The sequence below is a fragment of the Sphingobium sp. SG1 genome (assembly GCF_057063145.1).
The window spans coordinates 54,073-77,299 of record NZ_JBVVOJ010000001.1 but is presented as its reverse complement, the minus strand read 5'-3'; the positions used below and the strand labels follow the sequence as shown (position 1 = coordinate 77,299).

General features: G+C 65.0%; 18 protein-coding genes and 1 tRNA gene. 10 read left to right on the top strand and 9 right to left on the bottom strand.

Annotation, left to right across the window (positions count from 1 at the left end; all coding sequences use genetic code 11):
• Window positions 1–4 precede the first annotated feature (4 nt).
• Window positions 5–571: an ATP-dependent protease subunit HslV gene (hslV, locus tag AC0KVN_RS00315; RefSeq protein WP_375187952.1), complete on the bottom strand. Its 567-nt coding sequence runs from the start codon at window positions 569–571 to the stop codon at window positions 5–7.
• A 183-nt stretch (window positions 572–754) separates the two neighbouring features.
• Here hslV and AC0KVN_RS00310 point away from each other — a divergent pair, with 183 nt between their 5' ends.
• Window positions 755–940, top strand: coding sequence for a hypothetical protein (locus AC0KVN_RS00310; protein WP_004207213.1), 186 nt, complete (start codon window positions 755–757; stop codon window positions 938–940).
• Between the two features lie 34 nt (window positions 941–974).
• On the opposite strand, the gene AC0KVN_RS00305 is transcribed toward AC0KVN_RS00310, so the two are convergent.
• The gene (locus AC0KVN_RS00305; RefSeq protein WP_046989731.1) at window positions 975–1,103 is read right to left on the bottom strand and encodes an entericidin A/B family lipoprotein; all 129 of its coding nucleotides are present in this window, start codon (window positions 1,101–1,103) and stop codon (window positions 975–977) included.
• 142 nt (window positions 1,104–1,245) lie between these two features.
• On the opposite strand from AC0KVN_RS00305, the gene AC0KVN_RS00300 reads away from it, so the two are divergent.
• Window positions 1,246–1,320 (top strand) — tRNA-Val (locus AC0KVN_RS00300).
• Window positions 1,321–1,493: 173 nt separating this feature from the next.
• On the opposite strand, the gene AC0KVN_RS00295 is transcribed toward AC0KVN_RS00300, so the two are convergent.
• The 3 genes from AC0KVN_RS00295 to AC0KVN_RS00285 are packed head-to-tail and all read right to left on the bottom strand — an operon-like array spanning window position 1,494 to window position 4,920.
• Complete coding sequence (locus AC0KVN_RS00295; RefSeq protein ID WP_483655211.1) at window positions 1,494–2,747, bottom strand: DUF3526 domain-containing protein; 1,254 nt, start codon at window positions 2,745–2,747, stop codon at window positions 1,494–1,496.
• A complete protein-coding gene (locus AC0KVN_RS00290) occupies window positions 2,744–4,186 on the bottom strand; it encodes an ABC transporter permease (protein ID WP_483655210.1) in 1,443 nt (480 codons plus the stop codon). Before AC0KVN_RS00290 ends, AC0KVN_RS00295 begins: the two co-directional genes overlap by 4 nt.
• Complete coding sequence (locus AC0KVN_RS00285) at window positions 4,183–4,920, bottom strand: ABC transporter ATP-binding protein (protein WP_069336064.1); 738 nt, start codon at window positions 4,918–4,920, stop codon at window positions 4,183–4,185. Before AC0KVN_RS00285 ends, AC0KVN_RS00290 begins: the two co-directional genes overlap by 4 nt.
• A 153-nt stretch (window positions 4,921–5,073) precedes the next feature.
• Between AC0KVN_RS00285 and AC0KVN_RS00280 the strand changes: the two genes are divergently transcribed.
• Together AC0KVN_RS00280 and AC0KVN_RS00275 are read left to right on the top strand one after the other, a co-directional pair.
• On the top strand, window positions 5,074–7,278 hold the full coding sequence (locus AC0KVN_RS00280; protein WP_435567511.1) for a TonB-dependent siderophore receptor: 2,205 nt from the start codon (window positions 5,074–5,076) through the stop codon (window positions 7,276–7,278).
• Window positions 7,279–7,295: 17 nt separating this feature from the next.
• Window positions 7,296–9,104: a M14 family metallopeptidase gene (locus AC0KVN_RS00275; RefSeq protein ID WP_483655209.1), complete on the top strand. Its 1,809-nt coding sequence runs from the start codon at window positions 7,296–7,298 to the stop codon at window positions 9,102–9,104.
• Window positions 9,105–9,147: 43 nt separating this feature from the next.
• On the opposite strand, the gene AC0KVN_RS00270 is transcribed toward AC0KVN_RS00275, so the two are convergent.
• The 3 genes from AC0KVN_RS00270 to AC0KVN_RS00260 form a co-directional block, all read right to left on the bottom strand.
• A complete protein-coding gene (locus AC0KVN_RS00270; RefSeq protein ID WP_435567513.1) occupies window positions 9,148–11,268 on the bottom strand; it encodes a TonB-dependent receptor in 2,121 nt (706 codons plus the stop codon).
• Window positions 11,269–11,421: 153 nt separating this feature from the next.
• The gene (locus AC0KVN_RS00265; RefSeq protein ID WP_483655208.1) at window positions 11,422–12,738 is read right to left on the bottom strand and encodes a sigma-54-dependent transcriptional regulator; all 1,317 of its coding nucleotides are present in this window, start codon (window positions 12,736–12,738) and stop codon (window positions 11,422–11,424) included.
• Complete coding sequence (locus AC0KVN_RS00260) at window positions 12,735–14,492, bottom strand: sensor histidine kinase (RefSeq protein ID WP_483655207.1); 1,758 nt, start codon at window positions 14,490–14,492, stop codon at window positions 12,735–12,737. Before AC0KVN_RS00260 ends, AC0KVN_RS00265 begins: the two co-directional genes overlap by 4 nt.
• 257 nt (window positions 14,493–14,749) lie before the next feature.
• Between AC0KVN_RS00260 and AC0KVN_RS00255 the strand changes: the two genes are divergently transcribed.
• The 3 genes from AC0KVN_RS00255 to mqo all read left to right on the top strand — a co-directional run bounded on the left by AC0KVN_RS00255 (window position 14,750) and on the right by mqo (window position 19,406).
• Window positions 14,750–16,090, top strand: a complete 1,341-nt coding sequence (locus tag AC0KVN_RS00255) for a dicarboxylate/amino acid:cation symporter (RefSeq protein WP_435567516.1) — start codon at window positions 14,750–14,752, stop codon at window positions 16,088–16,090.
• A gap of 12 nt (window positions 16,091–16,102) precedes the next feature.
• Window positions 16,103–17,584, top strand: a complete 1,482-nt coding sequence (locus AC0KVN_RS00250; protein ID WP_482240359.1) for an alginate export family protein — start codon at window positions 16,103–16,105, stop codon at window positions 17,582–17,584.
• Window positions 17,585–17,681: 97 nt separating this feature from the next.
• Window positions 17,682–19,406, top strand: a complete 1,725-nt coding sequence (gene mqo, locus AC0KVN_RS00245) for a malate dehydrogenase (quinone) (RefSeq protein ID WP_483655206.1) — start codon at window positions 17,682–17,684, stop codon at window positions 19,404–19,406.
• 57 nt (window positions 19,407–19,463) lie between these two features.
• On the opposite strand, the gene AC0KVN_RS00240 is transcribed toward mqo, so the two are convergent.
• Entirely contained in the window at window positions 19,464–20,198 is a 735-nt protein-coding gene (locus AC0KVN_RS00240; protein ID WP_435567519.1) for an SDR family NAD(P)-dependent oxidoreductase, read from the bottom strand.
• Window positions 20,199–20,334: 136 nt separating this feature from the next.
• Here AC0KVN_RS00240 and AC0KVN_RS00235 point away from each other — a divergent pair, with 136 nt between their 5' ends.
• The 3 genes from AC0KVN_RS00235 to AC0KVN_RS00225 are packed head-to-tail and all read left to right on the top strand — an operon-like array spanning window position 20,335 to window position 23,199.
• Window positions 20,335–21,240 carry a dihydrodipicolinate synthase family protein gene (locus AC0KVN_RS00235; protein ID WP_435567520.1) on the top strand — a complete coding sequence of 302 codons (906 nt, stop codon included), beginning with the start codon at window positions 20,335–20,337 and terminating at the stop codon, window positions 21,238–21,240.
• Entirely contained in the window at window positions 21,210–22,430 is a 1,221-nt protein-coding gene (locus AC0KVN_RS00230; protein WP_483655205.1) for a mandelate racemase/muconate lactonizing enzyme family protein, read from the top strand. Before AC0KVN_RS00235 ends, AC0KVN_RS00230 begins: the two co-directional genes overlap by 31 nt.
• Window positions 22,431–22,476: 46 nt before the next feature.
• Complete coding sequence (locus AC0KVN_RS00225; RefSeq protein ID WP_004207194.1) at window positions 22,477–23,199, top strand: IclR family transcriptional regulator; 723 nt, start codon at window positions 22,477–22,479, stop codon at window positions 23,197–23,199.
• Window positions 23,200–23,227: the final 28 nt, after the last annotated feature.

Sequence of the window (23,227 nt, the reverse complement as noted above, 5' to 3'; positions counted from 1 at the left end):
GATCTCAGGCTGCGCTGTCGAGCGTTTCTATGGTGAGCTGGTCGTTGGTGTAGACGCAGATATCCGCCGCGACACCCATCGCCTTGCGGGCCAGGGTTTCGGCATCTTCCTCATATTCCACCAGCGCGCGGGCGGCCGAGAGGGCATAATTGCCGCCCGAACCGATCGCGGCCACGCCGCCCAACGGTTCCAGCACATCGCCATTGCCGGTCAGGATCAGGGTCACGTCCTTGTCGGCGACGATCATCATCGCTTCCAGGTTGCGGAGATATTTGTCGGTGCGCCAGTCCTTGGCGAGTTCGACGGCCGCGCGCATCAGTTGGCCATTATGGCGTTCGAGCTTGGCTTCGAGCCGCTCGAACAGGGTGAAGGCGTCGGCGGTGGCGCCGGCAAAGCCGCCGATGACGCTGCCGTCATGCAGGCGGCGTACCTTGCGCGCATTGGGCTTCATCACGGTCTGGCCCATGGAAACCTGGCCGTCGCCGGCGACGACGACCTTTCCATTCTTGCGGACCGACATGATGGTGGTGCCATGCCAGACCGGCATGGACGAGCGGTTATGGTCATTCATGACCGCGCATATGGGAGCGGCAGTCAAGCGCTGCAAGCGTCTATGTAGAAACACGAGCCCGCCGCCGAAACGTGCGATTTGTGGGACGATTTCTGACTATCGGTTAAGGAACCAATGTCGATGAATTGACATTGTGCAACGCAGCAATCATTGTCAGTCGTCCCAAATGGAGGGAAGCTACTCATGACTCTCAAGGCCAGAGCACAAGAAAAGGTCGAGCGCGCGGGTATTGCCAACTATTCGTTCGACCAGGATGTTCTGGTAATGTGTGGCGTGCGCTATGCGATCGAGGCGTGCGAATGCGGCGAGCCGGATTGCGACGGTGTGCGTCTGCGCAAGAAGTCGGCCTTTCCGCGCATCCTGCAATGATGCAGGGCGGCAGGACGCCGCCCCGTCCCCGTTATCAGTGAATGACTTCCTTGCCGGCGGTGCCGACCGATTCGATGTCGCGGCCGACGCCCTGCACCGTGTTGCAGGCGGCGAGCGCGGACAGGAACATGGAAGCAAGGACGAGAGCGACGGTCTGACGCATGGATGATGCACTTTCTGATCTATGTTGGTCGGGCCTGTATAATGCGGCCAAACGCGCTGGACAGAGATAATTTCCAAAAAGCTGCAAGGCGGCGCTTGACAGGTCAGGCATCGGATGCGAAAGGCCGCCTCCTCCTTACAGGGGGCGCGTAGCTCAGCGGTAGAGCACACCCTTCACACGGGTGGGGTCACAGGTTCAATCCCTGTCGCGCCCACCATGATTTCAACGATTTGCGTTGAAGCATGGCTGGAGATATCCAACATCGGTAGTTGACCGTTGCAGGCACAGACCAGCACCGGCGCTTCTATGTGCCCTCGGCAAGTCGATGGTTGCCGCCGAGGATGAAGCGAAGCGAGCAATTTCGCCCTCATCCCCGGCCATCACAGTCTCTCACATATCGTCGAAGCGCGGGGCGCCTTCGAAATCCGCCTGCCCGAACGGCTTGTCGGTGAAGAGATAGGCATAATAATAATTGCGCAGCCGGGTGTGAAAGGCGCGGATGCGGTCCTGATAGGCGAATTGCGCCTGCATGTCGGTGTCGGCGAGGCGGGCGAGCAGCGCCTGTACGCCGACCGAGGGCAACAGCCAGCCGACTGAACGGGCGGCGGCATCGCGCGCCTCGATCCCGTGACGGTAGGCGTTCGCCTTGGGCGCGACGTTTTCATCGCCGACCTGGTGGAAGGCAAAATACCATTTCCAATGGAATGCGTGGCTTAGCGGCGGGCTGTCCTTCCATTCGGGATGGCCGGCATAGAAGGCCCGCATCGTCTGTTCGTGCGGAATGTCCCAGGCACGGTTGACCGCCTCGCGCTGGGCGAGCGTCAGTTCCACGCCCTGGCCGACCGGGATGGCACGGTTGATTGCGACATGGGCGATGGTCGGCAGCAGCAGGGTGAGCAGCAGCCACAGGCCGGCAAGCGTCGCGGCATTGGTGACCGAACTCCAGCGCAGCCGTCCTACCAGCAGCGTGACGCCGATCCAGAAGGCGAGATAGAGGGCGACGAGGCCGAGCACCGCCAGCAGCGGCAGGGGCGGCACATGCGAAAGACTTGCCCCGATACTGACAGGCAGGGCGAGCGCGAGAAACAGCAGGCCGCCGCGCAGCAGCACGCGCCGGGCCCAGAGATGCCGTCCCGATCCTGCGAGCGCATCGAGCATGCGCAGCCGCCCGGCTTCCCGCTCGCCCGAGACGAGATCGTGGAACAGCGCAATCACGAACAGGGGCGTCAGATAGACCAGCACGAAGGCGAAATCGAAACGACCGGGGAGAGCCAGTTCGGGATTGAACGCCTCGCCATCGTAAAGCTGTGCTTCCAGCCCCAGCGCGCGGACACGCAGGATGTAAGGTGCGACGTCCCGCAGGCCGAGGGCCACGAAGGCGAGCGGCGCGGGCGCATCCCAGGTGGCATGGAAGCTGTAATAGGCGGCATTGCCGGGATCCTGCGTCTTGCCGGCCCATTGCGCGACGGCCGCGATATCCTGAGCCTGTTTCGGCTGGATGCGGGCGATGACGGCGCGCTGCCGGGCGACTTCGGCCATGCCGGCAGCGACCGAGGCGATCGCGAGCAGGGCGACCAGCAGCAGCGCCAGCAGCGCCATGCGCGAGCGCAGCAGCAGGCGCAGTTCATGGGTGAGGAGGGTCATGGGCGGGCTTTCTGAAGATGGCGGGCGACGGGCCGCAGCGCCAGCAGCGCGAGCGCCAGCCAGGCGAGCAGCAGGCCCAGGCCGGGCAGGCTGGCGGTCACCAGATCGCCGGCGGTCGGCGCGATGAAGCGGAATTGCGGGATTGCCTGCCAATGGTCGGCGGAGATGCGCTTGCGCTGATCGGCGCCGGCATCCTTGGCCTTGTCATCGGCATAGCTGACGGCATCGGCCTGCAATTGATTGAGATGCTGGACCATGGCGTAGCGATAGGCTTCGGCCTGGGCGAGGAAGCGGCGATGGCCCGTAAGATCGGTGCCCGCCGCGGCCATCGACAATTGCCGCAGCGAGATGGCCGGGCTGATGATGCCGAAGCCGTCGGTCAGCCGGCTCTGCGCCTGCTGGATCGCGAAGCTGCGATCGGCATAGGTGTCGAACAGGCGCGATGTCAGCTTTTCGCCCTCTACCGCGAGCAGGCCGTTATAATTGACCGGCAGATCCTCCACCTTGTCGACGCCATAGCGGCGCAGCACCTTCTGCTTGAAGGCGTTGAAGAAGGGATCGTCAGGGTTATGCGCGTCGCCAAGGCGATGCAGATCCTGCTGGATGGCAATGTCGGTTTCCAGGCGGGTGGGCAGGCTATGGGCCTGCGCCGCGATGTCGGGCGCCACGCGCGGCAGCAGGATCACCAGCACCGCCCAGAGCGCGAGCAGCGCGAGCAGCGCGTCGCGGCCGCGCCTTACCAGCGCGGAGACAAGGATCACGATGATCGACCACAGTGCCAGATAGGCGCCATAGCCAAGCGCGATCACCGCCATCGGCCCGGCCAGCGCGCCCGGCTGACCCGCGATCAACAGGAAGGCGATGAGCGCGGGCAGACCGACCAGCGCGGCGACCACGGCTAGCGCCAGCAGCTTGCCCATGACGAGCGCGCGGGCGGACACGCCCTGCACCAGCATCTGGCGCAGCGTGCCGCGTTCGCGTTCACGCGCGACCGCGCCATAGCCAAGGAAGATCAGCAGCAGCGGCGCAATCACCTGCAACACGAAGGCCGGGGTCAGCTGGCCGAAGCGGACCAGCAGCGAGGATTGGCGGACATCGCCGAAATTGGCGCTGTTCTGGCGATGCCCTTCCAGGAAGATGCTGTTGCCGGTGAACGCATCGACGCCGGGATCGAAGGCAGCGAGCGGTGGCAGCGGGCGGAAGATGAAATTGCCGAAATGGACCATGCGATGGGGATGGCGGTCGGGCTGCGCCTCGAACGCCTCGGCGGCCTGAGCCTGGAACCGGGCGCGGGTTTCGGCAATGCCGCTCTGGTGCGACCAACTGATGAGCGCGGCGGCGAGCGTCAGCAGGACGAGCAGCGCGAAGGCGATGACGGCGACGCGGTTGCGCCGCATCAGCCGCAATTCGTCACGCGCGATCAGGGTGATGACGCTCATGCGGCAACAGCTTCCCGGGCGAACTTGCGATGCAGGTCGCGCACGTCGAAGCGGTCCGTGCCCTGCGCCGATGCCTCGTCGACGATCCGGCCGGATTCGAGGAAGCCGATCCGGTCGGCAATGTCGGCCGCCGACAGCAGGTCATGGGTGACCATCAGTACGGCCGCGCCCTTGCGCGCGACATCATGGACCAGGCGGTTGAAATCGGCGGTCGCGCGCGGATCAAGGCCGGAAGAGGGCTCGTCGAGCAGCAGCACCGGCACTTCGCGCAACAAGGCGATGGCGATCGCCACCTTCTGCCGCATCCCCTTGGAAAAGCCGCCGAGCCGCTTGTCCCAGGCCGATGCCTGCAGGCCCGTTGCGTCGAACGCGCCGTCAATCTCCTGCGGGGCCGGGTGGCGGCCGGCCAGCGCCAGCAGATAGGCGGCATTTTCCCGCGCTGTCAGATGCTCGTAAAGGGCGACATTTTCGGGGACATAGGCGATCTGCTCGCGCGCCCTGTCGGGCTGCGCCGCCGGGTCATGGCCGGCCACCAGCACCGTGCCGCTGTCTGGGCGGGCAAAGCCCAGCAGGGTCGACATGGTGGTCGACTTGCCGGCGCCATTGCCGCCGAGCAGCGCATAGATTTCGCCGGCATCGACATGCAGGGTCAGGCCGCGCAGCACATGATGGCTGCCATAGGACAGGTGGACGTCGGACAATATTATGGGCTGGCCGGTGGCGGTCAGGGACATGGGGGCAAGGCTCCTTGGCTGTTGCGCCGGACCATTTCGGCGATGCAGCAATCTGTCAATGAAATAATATAACATTTCCATTGACGAGCGCGACGAGCCTACCCTAGGGGCAGCGGCGAATGAGATTTCGTCTCATTTCATTCAGGGGAAAATATGTCGATCCAGTTCCTGCCGCGGGCCTGCGCTGCGCCCGTCCGTTCCCGTCGCTTCCATCACATCGCCCGCGCGCTGCCGCTGGCCGCCGTCCTGGCCTGGCTTCCAGCCCAGGCGCAGACTGGCGACGCGGTTCATCATGTGCCGGAGGGCGAGGGTGCCATCACGGTCGACGGCGTGCGTCAGGCCTATCGTGGCGATTTCTCCGTGAAGGAAATTCCCCAGGCCATCACAGAGATCGACGCGGAGACGCTGCAGCAGAATAATATCCTGCGCCTGACCGACGCGCTGGACATGAACGCCTCGGTCGCGCGCCAGAATACGCTGGGCGGGCTGTGGGACAGTTTCGCCATTCGCGGCTTTGCCGGCGATGAAAATCTGCCGAGCGGCTATCTGGTGAACGGCTTCAATGCAGGGCGCGGCTTTGGCGGCCAGCGCGACGTGGCCGGGATCGAACGGGTCGAGGTGCTCAAGGGGCCGGCGGCGGCGCTGATCGGGCGCGGCGAGCCGGGCGGCACGATCAACCTCGTCACCAAGCAGGCGGAAATCGGCCGGACCTTCGGCACGGGCACGCTGCAATATGGCAGCTATGACCGGTTCCGCGCTGACGCCGACGCCAATCTGGCGCTGACCGACGGCATCACCGCGCGGCTGATCGGCTATTATGAGAAGGGCGACACGTTCCGCGACTATGTGTCGCAGAAGCGCTGGGGCTTCCTGCCCTCGATCGGCGTTGCGCTGGGCGATCGGACGCGCCTCACCTATGATTTCGAATGGACCCGCGTGGAGGTGCCGTTCGATCGCGGCATCGTCGTCCTCGACAATGATTTCAACACCGTGCCGCGCTCGCGCTTCCTGGGCGAGCCGGGCGATGGCGACACGATCGCCCGTGCCACCGGCCACCAGTTGCGGCTCGACCATCAGTTCAATGACGACTGGAGCCTGCTGGTCGGGGCCAGCCATCGCGATACGCTGCTGACCGGTTTCTCGTCCGACGCCGAGCAGACCGCGTCGCGCCAGAAACTCTATGCCGACGGCCATTCCCTGTCGCGCCAGCGCCGCTCGCGCCGCTATGATGCGGAACATAGCGTGGTCCGCGCCGAGGTCGCCGGCAAGTTCGAGACCGGATCGCTGCGCCATCGGGTGCTGATCGGCGGCGATTTCGACCAGTTCGAATATGATAATTATTTCACCCGCTATCGCCCGCCGGCGTTGAGCAGCAATCCGAGCGACCAGGCCGGCTATGTTATCGACATCGACAATCCGGTCTATGGCCAATATCCGCTGCCTGCGACGTCGGTGTTGACCAATCGTCTGGATACGCAGCGCAGCTTCGGCTTCTATGTGCAGGACCAGATCGAACTGACCGATCGGCTTCAGGTCCGCATCGGCGGCCGCTACGACAATCTGACGCTGAAGGTCGATAACCGCGTGCTTGCGGCCGCCAATCGTTACAATAGCCGCCAATATGAGCGGTTCAGCCCGCAGGCCGGCATCGTCTATGACCTCAGCGATCCGATCACCCTCTATGCCGCTTATGGCCAGGGCTATCGCGCCAATGTCGGCGCGGATTTCTTCAACAATATCTTCGACCCGGAAACGAGCGAGTCGATCGAGGCTGGTGTCAAGCTGACCGCGCTTGGCGGCGCCTTGACCGGCACCCTGTCCGTCTATCAGCTGACCAAGGACAATGTGCTGGCCAGCGACAATAATAATCCCAGCTTTTCCGTCGCGATCGGCAAGGCGCGGAGCCGCGGCATCGAACTGGACGTGAACGGCCATCTGCCCGGCGACATCGATATCCTGCTGAGCTACGCCTATACCGATGCCGAAGCGCGCGAGGCGGTGAACGATCCCAATTTCGCCACCCAGATCCTGCCCGGGTACAGGCTGGTCAACATTCCCGACCATGTTCTCAACATCCAGGTCGCGAAGCATTTCGAGATCGGCGGGCGCGAGGCCCAACTGGGCGCAGGCATGCAGTATGTCGGCGAACGGCTGGGCGAGACAGGCACGGACTTTACCCTGCCGTCGCACACCCTGTTCCGTCTGTTCGGCAGCGTCGATGTGATCGAGGGTGTCGAGCTGTTCGGGACGATCAGCAACCTGTTTGACGAGACATGGTATGCCAGCAGCTACAGCTCCGTCTGGGTGCAGCCGGGCACGCCGCGCACCTCCACGGTCGGCGTGCGCACCCGCTTCTGAGCCGGAAGGATAGAGACATGAGCAAGAGCATGACGCGCCTTCTGGGCGCCGCCGCTTTGTGTGTCGCTGGCGCCGCCATCGCGCAGCCGCCGAGTGAGGCGCCGCTGCCGGGGCTGCCCGCGTCGGTGCTGCCGCCAACGCTGCCCTGGTCCGGTGCGAGCGAAAAGCTGGTGGTCGGCAAGGATGATCCCTGGATCACGCCGGCCGAGCAGGCAGGCTTTGCCACCACGCCGCGCTATGCCGAGGTCGAGGCGTGGTTGAAGCGACTGGATGCAGCATCTCCCCTCATCAGCCTCGAAACCTTCGGCCGCACCGGCGAAGGGCGCGATATGCTGCTGGTCCGCGCCAGCAAGGGCGGCACGGGCAAGCCGGTCGTGCTGGTGCAGGCGGGCATCCATGCGGGCGAGATCGATGGCAAGGATGCGGGCCTCATGCTGCTGAGGGACATCGCGCTGCGCGGCAAGGACGGGCTGCTCGACAAGGTCGATCTGGTGTTCGTGCCGGTCTATAATATCGACGGTCATGAGAAGATGAGCCGCTGGAACTTCCCGGCGCTGCGCGGCCCGACGGAGAAGGGCTATGTCGGCAATAGCCGCAACATCAACCTGAATCGCGACTATTCCAAAGCGGACGCGCCCGAATGCCGGGCGATGATCGGCCTGCTGCGCCGGCTCGACCCGATCCTCTATGTCGATTGCCATGTCAGCGATGGCTTCGACATGCAATATGACATCACCTTCACCTATGCCGGCTGGGGCCGCTATGCCTATCATCGCGCCACCGCCGACTGGCTGCAGGGCCGTTTGGGACCGAGCGTGACGGCAGCGCTGGAAAAGGCCGGGCATGTCCCCACCATCTATCCAAGCCCGATCGACACGCGCGAGCCGACCAAGGGTATCCGCCAGGCGCCCGAAGGGCCGCGCTATTCGACCGGCTATGGCGATTTCATCGGCGTTCCGACCGTGCTGGTCGAAAACCATATGATGAAGCCTTATCGCCAGCGAGTGCTGGGCACCTATGTGCTGCTGGAGGCGGCGCTGAAGCTGGCCGGGCAGGATGCCGGAGCGATTGCGCAGGCGAAGGCCAGCGACCAGGCATCGCGCCCCGCCGAAATGCTGACCCGGTGGAAACCCGCTGCGCAGCCGATCGGCTGGGTCGAACGGTTCAAGGGCATTGCCTTCGACACCTATGTCTCGCCGGCGAGCGGGCGCAGGGAACAGAAATGGCTGGGCCGCCCGGTCGACTGGCGGATGCCGATCATCGGCCAGGAACCGGTCGAGACGGTGCGCCTGCCCAAGGCATGGTGGATACCGGCCGGGCAGGCCGAAGTGATCGACCGGCTGACGCTGCACGGCATTCAGTATGATGTGCTGGACGCGCCGCGCACGCTGACGCTCGATCGGGCGCGGCTGGTGGACCCGCAATCGATGTCGGTGCGCGACGCGCGCATCCCGCTGGACACGAAGTTGCGGCACCAGACCGTGACTGAAACGCTGCCCGTCGGCACAGTGCGCGTGCCGGCCGATCAGCCGCTGGGCCTTTTGGCGGCAGCGCTGCTGGAGCCGGAAAGCCAGGACAGTTTCCTCGCCTGGGGCTTCTTCCCGGAGATATTGGCGGCGCCTTCTGGCGCGGAGGATTTCGTCCGCGCGCCGATCGCCGAGGCACTGCTGGCCGCCGATCCGCAGCTTCGCGCAGAGTTCGAGGCGAAACTGGCCGCTGATGCTACATTTGCGGCCGATGGCGACGCGCGGCTCGACTGGCTTTCGGCCCGGCTGCCCGATCGCAGCCCCTATCATCATCTCTATCCGGTGCTCAGGGAGAACTGAGCCCGATGAACCGGGGCGGTCGACCCGCCCCGGTTCTTCCAAATCAGAAGCTGACCCGCGCGGTCACACGGATGTCGCGGCCGGTGAGCGGGGCATAGTCCTTGAGGAAGGACGAGGCCCGGCGGGCGACCACATCGAAGATGTTGTTGGCCGACAGGGCGAAGCTGAGCGGACGTTCCTTGCCCCAGGGGCGAACATTCAGCTCGGCATTGACCATGGTGTAGCCGGCTGTCGTGGTCTCGAATTCGGCGACCCGGTCCTGCTTGCTGACACGCTCGACTTCGCCGCGCAGGTCGAACTTGGTCGCCTGATAGGCCAGGCCGCCGAGCAGACGGAGCGGAGGAATGCGCGGCGCCGGCCCGACGCTCTTCACATTGGCATGGACATAGTCGGCCAGGCCATCCGCGACGATCTTGCCGTCGCCCAGCTTGGCCAGGGTCAGCGATCCCTGCACCTCGAAGCCATAATAGCGGGCGTCCGCCTGGTTGAACGCATAGACGGGCAGGCCATCCTCCTCCTCGCCGGTCAGATCCTCATAGATGAAGTTCGAGAACCAAGTGTGATAGGCCGACGCCTCGAAGCTGTAATTGTCGCCGCTGCCGCGCAGGATCGCCTCGACGCTGTTGGCCTTTTCCAGATTGAAGTCGGGATTGCCGACCTCATAGGCCTGGGTGCCGGCATGGGGACCGTTGGCGAACAATTCTTCAGCCGCCGGCGCGCGTTCGGTGTGCGACAGGTTGAGGCCGATGCGCCAGCTGTCGGTCAGGCCATAGGAGGCGCCGACCGAGCCCGAGAAGGCGTCGAAGCTGCGCTTGCCGGCGAAGAACTGTTCCTGATCCTCCAGCGGATTGGCGGTCAGGCTGGTATGTTCGTAGCGGCCGCCCAGCTCGAACTTGAGCGCGCCATAATCGAGCTGCTGCAGGGTGAAGACGCCGACCTGCGTGGTCGAGTTTTTCGGCAGGAAGGCTTCCTCGCCGATCACGTTGAAGTCGCGGTTGAACAGTTGCACGCCGGTCGCGCCGCGCCAGGCGCCATGCTTGGCCTGGGTCAGTTCCAGCCTGGCTTCCATGCCCTTGCTGAAGAAGGCGGTGCCGACCGAGCCATCTTCTTCCAGCTCGGCATGGGTATAGTCCGCATAGCCCAGACGCAGCGAAACCTTGTCCAGCACATTGCCGTCGCCATTCACTTCGGCGCGCAGGTTGACGCTGTCCTGTTTCATGCTGAGGCGCGGGGCTTCCTGCTCGTCGCCCGGCTGGGTCGCAAAGCGGATCGGCACGCCATATAGGCTGTCATAATGGTCGTAGGAAATGCCGATATTGCCGGTGTCGCCGATATAGGCGATTCCCCCGCCAGCGGTCCAGGTCTTGGCCGCCGAATTGGGCAGCTTGCCCTTGACCGCGGCATTGCCGGCGAAGTCGATCGCTTCCTCGCCTTCTTCCGCCGGTTCGGCGGGAAGCAGGCTCGACGCCAGCGCTTCGGCACGCAGTGCTGGCGTCAGCGCATGGCCGCCGATGCGGACATCGTCGCTCTTGAGATAGCTGCCATCGGCATGGGCAACCCAACCGCCCGACAGGGGGACATCGACCGAGGCCGCGCCTGAACGCTCGTCTGCGGCCGAACCATAGGTGCCGATCGCATCGACATGGACCGGCTCATCCGGGATGGCCGTGGGGATACGCTTGTCGATCACGTTGACGACGCCACCGATCGCCGACGATCCGTAGAGCAGCGACTGTGGCCCGCGCAGCACCTCGATCCGTTCGGCGAGCAGCGGATTGACGACCACGGCATGATCGACCGAGGTGTTGGACACGTCGACGGTCGACAGGCTGTTGGTCAGCATCTTGACGCGTTCGCCCTGCAGGCCGCGCAGCACCGGGCGCGATGCGCTGGGGCCGAAGGAGGTGGCGGATACGCCCGGCTGATGTTCCAGCGTCTCGCCGATCGAGGGGCGGATTGCCTGGGTTAGGTCCTTGCCCTCGACCACGGCGACACTGGACAGCATGTCCTGGCGGCGGGTCGGCAGGATGCCGGTGACGATGATGTCGGAACGGGTGGCCTGATGATAGCCGTCGGCCGCGTCATCCGATGCGGTTTGCGCATGGGCGGCTGTCGAAACGCTGAGAACGGCAAGCGCGCAGCCGGCGAGAAACTGGAATTTCATGGACTTGGATCCCCCGAGGTGGATGGAGCGACATTATTCTGGCCTCCAGGCCCTGCTCGGTCGCGCTGGAGGCTGCCCCGCCTCTGTAAAAACATGTCTATGATGTTACAACATATCAAACATTACATTTCTGTCATGTGGCCGAAGCCCTATCTATCCATCCAGCCCGCGCAGTTTCCGCAGGTCGATGCCCAGCCGTCGGACCCGATAATAGAAGGTCTTGCGCGGCAGGCCGAGGCGCTCGATCGCCTGGCCCATGTCGCCGCCGGTCGCCTGGATCGCCTCGATGATCGCCATGCGCTCGAACGCGTCCATGCGCGCGTCGAGCGGCAGCATCGCGCCATCGGCAACGGGTTCCTGCTCCAGTCCCAGCGCGAGCCGCTCGGCCAGCCGCCCCAGTTCATGGACGTTGCCGGGCCAGTCATGGTCCAGCAGATGGGCCAGCACCGCGCGGCTGACCGGCGGCACCGCGCGGCGGAAGCGGCGCGCGGCGGCATCGAGCAGATGGGCGAAGATCAGTGGAATATCCTCGCGCCGTTCGCGCAGCGGCGGGATATGCAGCCGCACCGCCGCCAGCCGATAGAGCAAAGCCGGCTGGATCGTCGCCGCCTGGCCCTGCTGCGTCATGCAGCCGATCACGCGCAGGTCCACCGGCTGGGGTTCGCGCGCGCCGACCGGGCGGACCAGTCGATCCTCCAGAAACTGGATCAGATGCGCCTGCAGCGCCGGCCCCGACTGGTCGACATCGTCCAGGAACAAGGTGCCCTGATGCGCGCGGGCCAGCCGCCCTTCGAGCGGCGCGCGCCCGGCCAGGCTCTCGCCATGCAGGCTGGTTTCGGCGATCGCATCGGGCACGGCGGCGCAGGCGATGCTGACGAACTGGGCGCTGGCGCGGCGGCTGCGCTGATGGATCATGCGCGCGACCAGTTCCTTGCCGGTGCCGGTCTCGCCCTCGACCAATATGTCGATATTGGTGTCGGCCAATGTCGCCACCATGTCGCGCAGCCGCTCGATCGCCGGGGAATGACCAATCAGCGGGGAGGCGACGGCGGTATCGACCATTGCGCGCAGGCGACGATTTTCGATCACCAGCAGCCTCTTCTCGCTCGCCCGCGCGACCGATGCCAGTAGAGCGTCAGGATCAAAGGGCTTGGTCAGGAAGTCCCAGGCGCCGGCCTTCAGCGCATCCACCGCCATCGGCACATCGCCATGGCCGGTGACCAGGATTACCGGCAGTTCCGCGTCGCGGGGGTGGAGCGCCCGGAACAGGTCGATGCCCGACATGTGCGGCATCCGCACGTCGCTGACCACGACGCCGGGAAAATCCGCATCGATCGCAGCTAGCGCGTCGGCGGCGCGGGCGAAGGCACGGACCTCATGGCCCGCCAGCGTCAGCGTCTGCGCCATGGCGGCGCGCAGGTCATCATCATCGTCGACCAGGGCGATCGGACGCGGGGGCATGTCGGTCATGCGCGTTTCAAACTCAGTTGGAAATGGGCGCCGACTTCGCTGGGCAGCAGGCGCAGCGATCCGCCCATGTCGGCCATGATGTCGCTGGCGATGACAAGGCCGAGCCCCAGGCCCGACGGGCGGCTGGTGACGAAGGGCGTGAAAAGCTGGCCCTGCACCGACGGATCGATGCCCGGCCCATTGTCGATCACCGATAGCAATACCGTCTCCGCATCGAGCGCGACCGACAGTCGGATCGTCGACGCGGTCACGCCCTCCAGCGCTTCCAGCGCATTTTGCAGCAGGTTGACCAGAACTTGTTCCAGCCGGATCGTGTCGGCCATGACACGCAGATCGTCGGGCAGGACCGGCAGATGCAGGTCGACCCGCGCCAGCCGCGATTTGAGGATCAGCACACTGCCCTCGATCGGCCCGGCGAGCGGGATGGCATCGATCGCGCCGGTCGCCTTGCGGGAAAAGCCGCGCAGTTCGGCCGTGACCTTGCCGATCCGGTCGGTCAGCCGCTCGATCGCCGCCATATTTTCGGCAGCCGCCTCACTATCGCCGCGCTCGATCAACAGCCGGCCATTGGCGGCATAGCTGCGGATCGCGGCGACAGGCTGAGCGGTTTCATGGGCGATGCCGGCGGTGATCTGGCCTAGTGATGCCAGGCGATTGGCCTGGCGCAGCCCTTCACGCAGCGTGTCGGCGCGCGTTTCGCTGGCGGCACGTTCTTCCATCTCGCGACGTAGTTCACGGGTGCGGGCGGTGACCATTGCCTCCAGTTCGCTGGTGCGGGCGGCGGCCATGGCCGCCCGTTCGGCGCGACGATGGCCGCGCTCACGCAATATCCAGATGCCACCGGCGAGCAGCAGCAGCAGCAACAGGGTCGCCAGCCGCACCGTGCGCACGAAGCTTTCCACGCCATGCAGCGGCGTCAGCATGTTGAGCTGCCAGCCCGGTTCGCCGGCCGCAACCGATTGCCACAGCAGCCGGCGGCGCGGTTCGTCGGCGGGGCTGACGATCTGCCGGCCATCGGCATCGCCCATGCCCCTGAGCGGCACCGACAGCAGTGAGCCGCGGCCGGACTGCAATTCGGCGCGAAAGCGCTGCTTGGCCTGCGCCGACAGCGGATGGATGGTGGTGAAGCGCCAGTCGGGGCGGCTGGTGATCAGGATGATGCCCTCGCGACTGGTGATGAAGGTGATCTCACCGAGCCGCGCCCATTGCTGCTCGATCCCGTCAAATTCCAGCTTCACCACGACATAGCCGCCGCCGCGCGATCGCCGCGACAGATACATGCCGGGCCGCTCGCTGATCGTGCCGAGGGCGAATTGCGCGCCCGATCCATGGGCGGCGGCGAGCTTGAAATAGTTGCGGAAGGAATAGTCCTGGCCGACGAAGCTGCGCTCGCTGCCCCAGTTGCTCGATGCGACGGTGCGCCCGGATGCGTCGAGCACATAGATTTGCGCCGCGCCGGTGGTGCGGGCAAGCGCCTGCAGCTTGCGGTCCAGCGCGCGCAGCGCGGCCTGTGATCCGGTGAGGCCGGCGACCAGGTCGCTGTCGTCGGACAGGGCGATGGGCAGCAGCCGGAACCGCTCGATCTCGCTCTTGAGATAGGCTTGGCGCAGGATCGCGGCGCCGCGCGTCTCCACGCTTAGCCGGGCAATGGCATTGCGCTCGGCAACCTCGCCCGACAGCCAGAGCAGGCCCCCGGCCACGCCCAGGAACAGGGCGATCCACAGGATGCGATTCGGGAAGCGGGCGCTGTCCATAGCCCTGCATATCGCGCCGGTAAGCCATGTGCAAATTTCTGCACATCATGCAAAGCTGGTGAGCAGATATCTGCACTGAAAATGCTTTCTCACCCGTGCCGATGTATAATTAACATATTGAATTATAATAATTTAATCTCATTTTTCCTACAATTTGTCCTGCACTTCCGACGGCTCGATACTGGCCACCTCAATTCCCGACCCGCCCAATCAAGAAGGCGGGAAGGCTTTTGGCGAGGGCCAGAAAGATAACTGTCATGCAGATTTCCGATTTTCCCGACACGCCGGTCGTGCGGCGTCCCTGGTATCTTCATCTCTATGCGCAGGTGCTGCTGGCGATCATCGCCGGCGTGGCGCTCGGCCATTTCGCGCCGCATCTGGGGGAGGCGATGAAGCCGGTCGGCGACGCCTTCATCAAGGCGGTGAAGATGGTCATCGCCCCGGTCATCTTCCTGACGATCGTCACCGGCATTGCCGGCATGCGCGACATTGCCAGCGTCGGCCGGGTCGCGGGCAAGGCCTTTGCCTATTTCCTCTTCTTCTCCACCCTGGCGCTGGTCGTCGGCATGATCGTCGCCAATGTGGTGCGGCCGGGCGCGGGCCTCAACATCGATCCCGCCACGCTCGACGCCAGCAAGGTCAGCGAATATGCGGAAAAGGCGCATGACAGCACGCTGACCGGCTTTCTGACCGGCATCATCCCCGACAGTTTCCTGTCTGCCTTCGTCAGCGGCAATATCCTTCAGGTGCTGTTCGTCGCGATCCTGTTCGGGGTCGCGCTGGCACTGATCGGCGATCGCGGCGCGCGCGTGCTCGATCTGCTCGAAGATGTCTCGACCGCCGTGTTCAAGCTGGTCGCCATTGTCATGAAGGCCGCGCCCGTGGGTGCGTTCGGCGCCATGGCCTTCACCATCGGCAAATATGGCGTCGGCACGCTCGCCAATCTCGCCTTCCTGGTCGGCACCTTCTACCTCACTTCGGCGCTGTTCGTGGTCGTGATCCTGGGCCTCGTTGCCCGTGCCTCCGGTTTTTCGATCTTCGGCCTGATCCGCTACCTGAAGACCGAATTGCTGCTGGTGCTGGGCACCTCCTCGTCGGAAAGCGCGCTGCCGGCGCTGATCGAGAAGATGGAGCGGGCGGGCTGCCCCAAGTCGATCGTCGGCCTGGTCGTGCCGACCGGCTACAGCTTCAACCTCGACGGCACCAATATCTACATGACGCTGGCCGCGCTGTTCATCGCGCAGGCTACCGGTGTCGACCTGTCGATCGGCGACCAGATCCTGTTGCTGGGCGTCGCCATGCTCTCGTCCAAGGGCGCAGCGGGCGTGACCGGCGCGGGCTTCATCACGCTGGCGGCGACCCTTTCCATCGTCCCCTCCGTGCCTGTCGCCGGCATGGCCCTGATCCTGGGCGTCGACCGCTTCATGAGCGAATGCCGCAGCCTCACCAACTTCATCGGCAATGCGGTGGCGACGGTCGTCGTCTCGCGCTGGGAAGGGCAGCTGGACCAGGCGCGGTTGCAGGCCGCGATGCGGGGTGATGGCAGAGAGCCATCCCCGGCTGAGCCGGCGCTCGCCAACGCCGTCCCGGCGGAATGAGGCGCAGCCACCATGGTTCGTTTCTCCTGCGCGGCCGTGCGCCGCCCCGTCGCCGTCTCCGCTCTCACCCTAGCAACCCTGTTCGCCAGTCCCGCATGGGCGGACGACATGCCCGCTGAGCCCGCCAGCCTCTATCCCGCCGATGCCGTCGGCGAAGGATCGGTATCGGGCGGCTATGCCCTGTCGCGCTGGGCGGAGGACTGGCGCAGCAAGGCCGATCCCGCGCAGCGCGACGACCTGTTCGATCGCCTCAAATATCTGCCGCTGGATGCGGATGGCGACATCTATCTGACGCTCAGCGGCGAGGCGCGGGTGCGGGTCAACTACACCACCAACCTCAACCTGCGGAACGCCGGCAGCCAGCGGCAGGACATCAACCGGCTGGTCGGCGGTGCCGATCTGCATGTTGGACCGCATCTGCGCTTCTATGGCGAGATCGCCCATGGCGGCATGTCCGGTGACAATATCGGCACGCCGTCGGGATCGCTGCGCAATGATCTGGTGCTGCTCCAGTCCTTCGCCGAACTGAAGGGCCGGGTCGCGGGCATGGACCTGGGCCTGCGCTATGGGCGGCAGGAATTTACCGACGGCCCCAATCTGCTGACGTCGCAGCGCGACAACAACACGATCCGCTATGCGCTGAACGGCGTGCGGGCCTGGGCACGGACGGGGTCGCTCCGCATCGATGCCTTCGATTTCAAGCCGACCGCGCTGGGCAATGGCGGGACGAGCGACGACAAGGTCGAACAGGGCCGGCGCTTTTCCGGCTTCACCGCCGGAATCCGCATTCCCGAAAAGGCGCTGGGCGGATCGGAGCTCTATCTCGATCCCTTTTTCTGGCGGTTGCGCACCAGCGAAGCGCTGTGGGGTGGCATCACCGGCCGGGTCGAGCGCTTCTACGCTGGCGCGCGCCTGTGGGGGGAGGTTGGCCCGGTCAATCTCGACTGGACCGTCAACCACCAGTTCGGCGATTTCGACGGGCGCGACATCAGCGCCTGGCAGCTCTTCTTCAACCAGAGCTACAAGCTGCCCGGCGATCTGCCGATGGGGCCGCGCATCGGCTTCCACGCCGATTATGCCAGTGGCGGCGGCACGTTCGAGGGTGGCACGCTGAAGGCCGCCTACGCCCCCTTCGGCAACAATATCTATTACAGCTACCAGCTGTGCATGACGCCGACCAACCTCAAGACGCTGGCGCCCAGCCTGACCCTGTCGCCGTTCAAGAGGGTGAAGGCGACGATGGAATATCAGTTCGCCTGGCGCGCCGATGAAAATGATGCGGTCTATCGCGCCAACAAGTCGATCTTCGCCGGCACCCAATCGGTCCCCGGCCACAAGATCGGTGAATCCATCCGCGCACAGATCACATGGTCGATCACGCCGCGCCTGTCCTTTGTCGGGCGCTACGAGCATCTGGATGCAGGCCCGGTGCTCAGCCGCGCCGGCTATGGCAACAGCGATTATCTGGCCGGCTGGCTGAGCTTCCGTTTCTGAAGGTGGATGGGGTGGTGCGCATGACCTGACGGACAAGATTGGCGAACGCGCATCCGGCCGCCCGGCCCCTTTCCACGCAGATTTGGAACCCACGATCATGACATCCTCCTCCAGTCCGGCGGCATCGCGCCGCCGGCCCCTGTTCAAGAAGATCCTCCTTACCCTCGCCATTCTCCTCCTGGTGCTGGCGATTGCCGCCACCGCCTTCCTGTTCCGTCCGATGGCCTCGCCCGCCGGCAAGGCGGCCGCCAATGACCAGGCGGTCGACGTGCTGGTGATCGGTGGCGGCATCATGGGCGTGACGCTGGCCACCTATCTCCAGGAAATGGAGCCGGACTGGCGGATCGACATCTACGAGCGGATGGACAAGGTCGCGCAGGAAAGCTCCAATGGCTGGAACAATGCCGGCACCGGCCATTCGGGCTTTGCCGAGCTGAATTATACGCCGGAGAAGGACGACGGATCGATCGCGACCGACAAGGCCGTCGACATCGCCGAGCAGTTCGAGATTTCGCGCCAGTTCTGGTCGCATGAGGTCAAGCAGGGCCGTCTGCCCAAGCCGACCGATTTCATCAACGCGACGCCGCATATGAGCTTCGTCTGGGGCGACGACAATATCGCCTATCTGCACAAGCGCCGCGATGCGCTGGTCAAGAACCCGCTCTTCTACGGCATGCAATATTCGCAGGATCCCGCACAAATCCGCCGCTGGGCGCCGTTGGTGATGGAGGGGCGCGACCCGAAGCAGAAGGTGGCGGCGACCTTCATGCCGCTCGGCACCGATGTCAATTTCGGTGTCATCACGACCCAGTTGACCAACGCGCTGACCCGCAATCGCAATTTCACCCTTCAGCTTGGCCATGAGGTGCGCGGCCTGCATCAGAATGCGGACAAGACGTGGAACGTCACCGTCCATGACCTCAAGAAGAACAGCGATGCCGTGGTGAAGGCGAAGTTCGTCTTCATCGGCGCGGGCGGTGCCTCGCTCAAGCTGCTGCAGATGTCGGGCATTCCGGAATCGAAAAACTATGCCGGCTTCCCGGTCGGCGGCCAGTTCCTGGCGTTCGAGGGCCCGGCCGCGACCAGCCGTCACAATGTGAAGGTCTATGGCAAGGCGGAGGCCGGATCGCCGCCCATGTCGGTGCCGCATCTTGATGCGCGCAAGCTCGACGGCAAGTCGGTCACCCTGTTCGGTCCCTTCGCACTCCAGAGCACGAAATTCCTGAAAAATGGCTCGCCGCTCGATCTGTTCGCTTCCATCTACAAGAATAATGTGGGCGGCATGATGAAGGTCGGCGCGGAAAATCTGGATCTGGTCCGCTATCTGGCGCAGCAGGCGACGCTGACCGATGCCCAGCGCCAGGCCGAACTGGTCAAATATTATCCCAATGCCAAGCGCGGCGACTGGAAGCTGATCACCGCCGGCCAGCGCGTGCAGGTGATCAAATATGATCCCAAGAAGGGCACGGTGCTGCAGTTCGGGACCGAGATCGTCACCGACAAGGATGCCAGCATCGCTGCGCTGCTGGGCGCCTCGCCCGGCGCTTCCACCTCGCCGGCGATCATGCTGGAAGTGATGCGTCGTGCCTTCCCGCAGCAGATGGCGACCAGCTGGAAGCCCAAGGTGGCGGCGATGGTGCCCTCCTATGGGCAGAAACTCAACGCCAGCCCGGATCTCACCAACCGCATCCGCCGCATGACCAGCCAGACGCTAGGCCTGCCTTATGTCGAGGTGCCGGCGAGCCTCAATGGTGCGACGCCCGATGCCGGCGCCAAACTGCCGCCGAAGCGCAACCTCAATTCGGAACAGCAGGCGCTGTAACGACCGGACAGGGGAGAGGCTGGTGCGTGATCGCCAGCCTGTTCCCTGTCCCTCAGCCTATCGCCGAGTGATGCCCGCGCCGCCATCCACCGGGAACACGCCGCCGGTGATCCAGGCGGCTTCATCCGACGCGAGGAACAGCACCAGATTGGCAACATCCTCGACCGTGCCGAGCCGGCCGAGTGGATGGCGCAGGATATTGGCGGCCAGCGCGGCGGCCGGATCGGGCTGTTGGTCGAAGGAGGCGCGCAGCATTGCCGTGTCGATCGAGGCCGGGGCGACGCAATTGGCGCGCAGGCCGTCGGCCGCGACGTCCAGCGCAAAGCCCTTCATGAAGGTTTCGAGGCCGCCCTTCGATGCGGCATAGGCGGCAAGGCTGGGCGCGCCCATGCGGGCATTGATCGAGGAAATGAAGACGAAATTGCCCCGGCCCGCGTCCTGCATGGCGGGTGCGAAAGCCTGGACCAGGCGGACCGCGCCACCGACATTCACGTCATAGATCGCATTGAAGGCTTGCGGTGAGGAGGCGAAGATGTCCGCCTGTTCGGTCGCGGCGCCGGCATGGACGATGATGTCCGTCGGCCCAAGCCGTGCCAACAGGTCGGCCGCGCCCTGCGCAATGCCGGCGTCGTCCGCCAGGTCGCAGACCCACGCCTCGTCCCCCGCATCGGGGGCGATCCGGTCCATCGCGACGACATGGGCGCCCTCCGCCTTGAAGCGGACGCAAATGGCCGCGCCGATGCCGCCGGCGGCACCGGTGACGAGGGCGATCTTACCGGACAGGCGGGGCATATCTTCTCCATTCGTATTTATAAAAGCAACATATCATCTAGAGATGTGCTCGCAATGGCATAATTCTGATAATGTCAGATTGACGTGTTGCTAAATGAGCGATAATTAAAACGGAAACAGGAGAGGAAGGGGTTCCATGAAGGTCAGTGGCGTATATCCGGTTCTGCCCACGCCGTTCGACGCGTCGGGCGCTATCGACGATAGCGGCATGGATGCGATTGTCGATTTCGTCGTCGATTGCGGTGTCGACGGCGCAGTCTTTCCGGGCCTCGCCAGCGAATATGACATGCTCTCGCTCGACGAGCGGATCGGCCTCATTACCCGGATCGCCGCGCGCATCGATGGCCGCATCGGCTTCATCATCGGCGCGTCCAGCCCCGATATCGAAGAAAGCCTGGCGCTGATCCGTGCGGGCAAGGAAGCGGGGGCCGCTGGCGCGATGGTGATGACGCCGGGCGTGCTGGCCGGCGACAATGACGCGCTGGCCGCCCATTACCGCAAGCTTGGCGAGGCCGGCCTTCCACTGATGCTGCAGAACGCGCCCCGGCCGATGGGGGCGGGCCTGAGCGCAGAAGATGTCATCGCCGTCGTCGGTGCCGTCCCCGCCATCCACTGGGTCAAGGAAGAGAATATGCCTTGCGGCCAGCGGATCAGTGCGATCCGCGCCGCCGCGCCCGATCATCTGCTGGGCGTGTTCGGCGGTGCCGGTGGACGTTACATCACCGACGAACTGGCGCGCGGCGCGATCGGCACCATGCCGGCGGCCGAACTGCCCGAAGCGCATGTCGCGCTGATGGCCGCCCATCTGGCCGGCGACGGCGACGCGGTACGCACCCATTATGAACGGATGCTGCCGCTGCTGATGATGCAGGCAGTGTTCCGCTGGCGCCTGACCAAGGAAGTGTTGCGCCGCCGCGGCCTGATCGTAGACGCCTTCACCCGCGCGCCCGGCCCGGAACTGGACGAGGGCGACCAGCGCGAGCTTGACCGCATCCTTGCGCGGATCGACGATTGGACCGGTATCGGCGTGGTGCAGGGCTGAAGGATATGGGCGCGATGGATGATGTGATCGAGCGGCTGGACGTCTTCACCGTCACCATACCTCGCGATGTGCCCTATCTGGGCGCATTGGGGCCGGGCGAGGAAGTCAACGCGGCCGGCTATATCGTCCGGCGCCGCAATGGCACCATCTATCCGACGGTCGACCGATCGGTGGTGGTGCGTGTCACCAGTCGGTCGGGACTGGTCGGCTGGGGCGAGACCTATGGCCTGGTCGCGCCGGGGGCGATCCACGAACTGGTCGACGATGTCATCGCGCCGATCCTGGTCGGCCGATCGGCCCATGATGTCGAGGTGATCTGGGAAGATCTTTACGACCTGATGCGGGTGCGCGGCTATCAGGGCGGTTTCTGGCTGGACGCGATGGCTGCGGTCGACATCGCCCTGTGGGACATTCATGCCCGCGCCGTCGACCTGCCGCTCTGCCGCATGCTGGGCGGCCAGCGGCGCGAGACCATTCCAGCCTATGTCTCCGGCCTGCCCGAACCGACATTGGAGGCGCGCTGCGCGCTGGCGAAGCGCTTCGTCGACCAGGGGTTCGACGCGATCAAGTTCGCCGGCGTGGTCAGCTTCGACGGGATCGAGGCGGAGGCGCGGGCCTTGCGCGCGGCGATCGGCCCGGACGTCAAGCTGATGGTGGATCTTCACTGGATGTATTCGGCGGCCGAGGCAGTGGCGCTCATCCGCCGGCTGGAACCGCATGACCTTTATTTCGCCGAGGCGCCGGTCAAGCCCGAGGATGTGGCGGGGCTGGCCGATGTCGCCGCCCGCGTCGCGACGCCGATCGCGGCGGGCGAGGAATGGCGCAGCGTGTTCGATGCCCGGCCAAGACTGGAAGCGCGCGCGGTATCGATCGTGCAGCCCGAAATGGGGCATACCGGCATCACCCAGTTCATGCGTATCGCCCGGCTGGCGGAGGCGCATCATATCCGGGTGATGCCGCATGCGACCATCGGCGTCGGCATCTTCGCGGCGGCCAGCCTGCATGCCGCCGCAGCGGTGCGCGACCTGCCCTATCATGAATATCAGCATTCGATCCTGCCGCGTTCGGCGCAATTGCTCGACGGGCGCCTGTCCTGCACGGCCGGCGCCTTTGCCTTGCCCGAAGGGCCGGGGTTGGGGGTGGCGCCGAACGCGGCCTTCTGGAACCATGTAACGCGGGGGCGGCAATGAAAGATCTGGGCTGGCTAAACGCCATGGTCGGACGCTAGAAACGGCCATGCGCACGAAAATCAACGCCCAGCCCAACCAGAGCCTGATCGATGGGATCACCACGCTTCAGGCGCTCGCTTCCTCGCCCGAGCCGATCGGCTGTCGCGAACTGGCGCGGCAACTGGATTCCGATCCGACCAAGATCAACCGGTTACTCAAGACGCTCGCCTATCTGGGCATCGCGCGTCAGACCGCGAACCGCAAATATACCGCCGGGCCGGGCATGCATGTGCTGGCGGCGCAGAGCCTGTTCGCGTCGGGCCTGATCCGTCGCGCCCTGCCGGAGTTGGAGCAACTCCGCCGCTACGGTCATACGGTGGCGATGGGCGTGCTGTGGAACGACAGCGTCTCCTATCTCTTCCACGCCCCGCCGGGGATCGAAGCGTCGCGCGGCCTGGGCCGTATCGGCCTGTTGCCCGCGACGACCAGCGGCATCGGGATCGCGCTGCTCGCGGAACTGGAGGATGCCGATGTGCGCGAGCTGTATGAAGGGCGCGACATTCCGATGTTCCCCGACGGCATCGACAGCCTGCTCGCCAAGCTGAGCGAGGTTCGTGCGCTGGGCTATGCGCGCGTCCATGTGGCGGATGAGCGCGACCATCATATCGTGTCCGTGTCGATGGGCGATCCGGTCCATGCCGGCATCGCCATGTCCGGCTGGATTCCCGAGGGGGCGACGGCGCCGCTGGTCGAGGCCCTGCGCGAGGCGGCGCAGCGCATCGGGGAGTAAATGTTGCTTCATGTGATACAAATATGCC

Coding starts and splice junctions, on each gene's coding strand:
- hslV (WP_375187952.1), bottom strand. CDS start 571: ATGAATGACCATAACCGCTCGTCCATGCCGGTCTGGCATGGCACCACC.
- AC0KVN_RS00310 (WP_004207213.1), top strand. CDS start 755: ATGACTCTCAAGGCCAGAGCACAAGAAAAGGTCGAGCGCGCGGGTATT.
- AC0KVN_RS00305 (WP_046989731.1), bottom strand. CDS start 1,103: ATGCGTCAGACCGTCGCTCTCGTCCTTGCTTCCATGTTCCTGTCCGCG.
- AC0KVN_RS00295 (WP_483655211.1), bottom strand. CDS start 2,747: ATGACCCTCCTCACCCATGAACTGCGCCTGCTGCTGCGCTCGCGCATG.
- AC0KVN_RS00290 (WP_483655210.1), bottom strand. CDS start 4,186: ATGAGCGTCATCACCCTGATCGCGCGTGACGAATTGCGGCTGATGCGG.
- AC0KVN_RS00285 (WP_069336064.1), bottom strand. CDS start 4,920: ATGTCCCTGACCGCCACCGGCCAGCCCATAATATTGTCCGACGTCCAC.
- AC0KVN_RS00280 (WP_435567511.1), top strand. CDS start 5,074: ATGTCGATCCAGTTCCTGCCGCGGGCCTGCGCTGCGCCCGTCCGTTCC.
- AC0KVN_RS00275 (WP_483655209.1), top strand. CDS start 7,296: ATGAGCAAGAGCATGACGCGCCTTCTGGGCGCCGCCGCTTTGTGTGTC.
- AC0KVN_RS00270 (WP_435567513.1), bottom strand. CDS start 11,268: ATGAAATTCCAGTTTCTCGCCGGCTGCGCGCTTGCCGTTCTCAGCGTT.
- AC0KVN_RS00265 (WP_483655208.1), bottom strand. CDS start 12,738: ATGACCGACATGCCCCCGCGTCCGATCGCCCTGGTCGACGATGATGAT.
- AC0KVN_RS00260 (WP_483655207.1), bottom strand. CDS start 14,492: ATGGACAGCGCCCGCTTCCCGAATCGCATCCTGTGGATCGCCCTGTTC.
- AC0KVN_RS00255 (WP_435567516.1), top strand. CDS start 14,750: ATGCAGATTTCCGATTTTCCCGACACGCCGGTCGTGCGGCGTCCCTGG.
- AC0KVN_RS00250 (WP_482240359.1), top strand. CDS start 16,103: ATGGTTCGTTTCTCCTGCGCGGCCGTGCGCCGCCCCGTCGCCGTCTCC.
- mqo (WP_483655206.1), top strand. CDS start 17,682: ATGACATCCTCCTCCAGTCCGGCGGCATCGCGCCGCCGGCCCCTGTTC.
- AC0KVN_RS00240 (WP_435567519.1), bottom strand. CDS start 20,198: ATGCCCCGCCTGTCCGGTAAGATCGCCCTCGTCACCGGTGCCGCCGGC.
- AC0KVN_RS00235 (WP_435567520.1), top strand. CDS start 20,335: ATGAAGGTCAGTGGCGTATATCCGGTTCTGCCCACGCCGTTCGACGCG.
- AC0KVN_RS00225 (WP_004207194.1), top strand. CDS start 22,477: ATGCGCACGAAAATCAACGCCCAGCCCAACCAGAGCCTGATCGATGGG.